The following is a 1,162-nucleotide window of genomic DNA, read 5'->3' as shown; positions in this document are numbered from 1 at the left end:
GTGCAAGCCCGCGCTCGGTGTGGCCGGCGTGCTCGGCTTCATCATGATCTAGGACCAGTACCTGCTGCCACTGATCGCCTCCAAGGACCCCACCGACTACACGGTCACCGTCGCCCTGTCCATCCTGCGCACCGACCCCGAGGTCGGCTCCGGGGTGGTCCTTGCCGGTGCGGTCATCGCCCTCATCCCCAGCCTGATCGTCTATCTGCTCCTCCAGCGCTCGCTGGTCACCGGCATCGCCGCCGGTGCCACCAAGGGCTGAGCACACCGTAGTCACGAGGGAGACATGAAGTTCCAAGGAGTGCTGTTCTTCCCGGTCACGCCGTTCGCCACGGACGGCTCGCTGGACGTGGGCGGCGTGCGGGCCCCCCTTCTGGACCCCACCCCGGAACACGTGGCCCGCCTCGCGCAACTCATCGACCACGGCCTGGAGGTGGCCGGCGCATGAATCCCACCAGGATCAGGGAACTGATCGTCACCCCGATCGCCTTCAGTGACCCGCCGCTGCTCAACTCCAACGGCGTCCATGAGCCCCTCGCCCTGCGGATCATCCTCCAACTCGTCCTGGAGGACGGCACGGTGGGCCTGGGTGAGTCCCCCGGCGGAACGGCCCGTCTGGCACGCCTTGAGGCGGCCGCGAAGGTGGTCCCCGGCATGGACGTCTTCGACCCGACGGCCATCTCGGCGGCGATCGACGCCGATCTCCTCCCCACCGTCCCCAGCTCCCACGAACGCGGCTGGACCACGTCGGCCGTGGAGGTCGCCTGCCTCGACGCCCAGGGCAAGCTGCTCGGCCGCCCGGTCAGCGACCTGCTGGGCGGGAAGGTCCGGGACGCGGTGCCCTTCGCGGCGTACCTCTTCTACAAGTGGGCCGAGCACCCCGCCCTCGACGGGCGGGTGGCGATCGGCGACGACTGGGGCGAGGCCCTGGACCCGGCCGGGATCGTGGGGCAGGCCCGGCTGATGCAGGAGCGGTACGGTTTCCGTTCGTTCAAGCTCAAGGGCGGTGTCTTCCCTCCCGACGAGGAGATCGCCGCGATCAAGGCACTGGCCGAGGCCTTCCCCGGCCAGCCGCTGCGCCTGGACCCCAACACGGCCTGGACGGTGGAGACATCGCGGTACGTCGCCCGTGAACTGGACGGCGTACTGGAGTACCTGGAGG

2 protein-coding genes are annotated in these 1,162 nt (G+C 69.5%); both read left to right on the top strand.

Annotation, left to right across the window (positions count from 1 at the left end; genetic code table 11):
* Positions 1-286 precede the first annotated feature (286 nt).
* Entirely contained in the window at positions 287-448 is a 162-nt protein-coding gene (locus tag TN53_RS49690; protein WP_420719166.1) for a hypothetical protein, read from the top strand.
* Positions 445-1,162: enolase C-terminal domain-like protein (locus tag TN53_RS40745; RefSeq protein WP_046263926.1), on the top strand; the 718-nt coding region annotated here is incomplete at its 3' end. The genes TN53_RS49690 and TN53_RS40745, both read left to right, overlap by 4 nt.

The sequence above is a fragment of the Streptomyces sp. WM6386 genome, from assembly GCF_000972385.1.
Classification (GTDB): domain Bacteria; phylum Actinomycetota; class Actinomycetes; order Streptomycetales; family Streptomycetaceae; genus Streptomyces.
The sequence above is the reverse complement of the archived record's forward strand: the minus strand, read 5'-3'. Positions and strand labels throughout refer to the sequence as shown.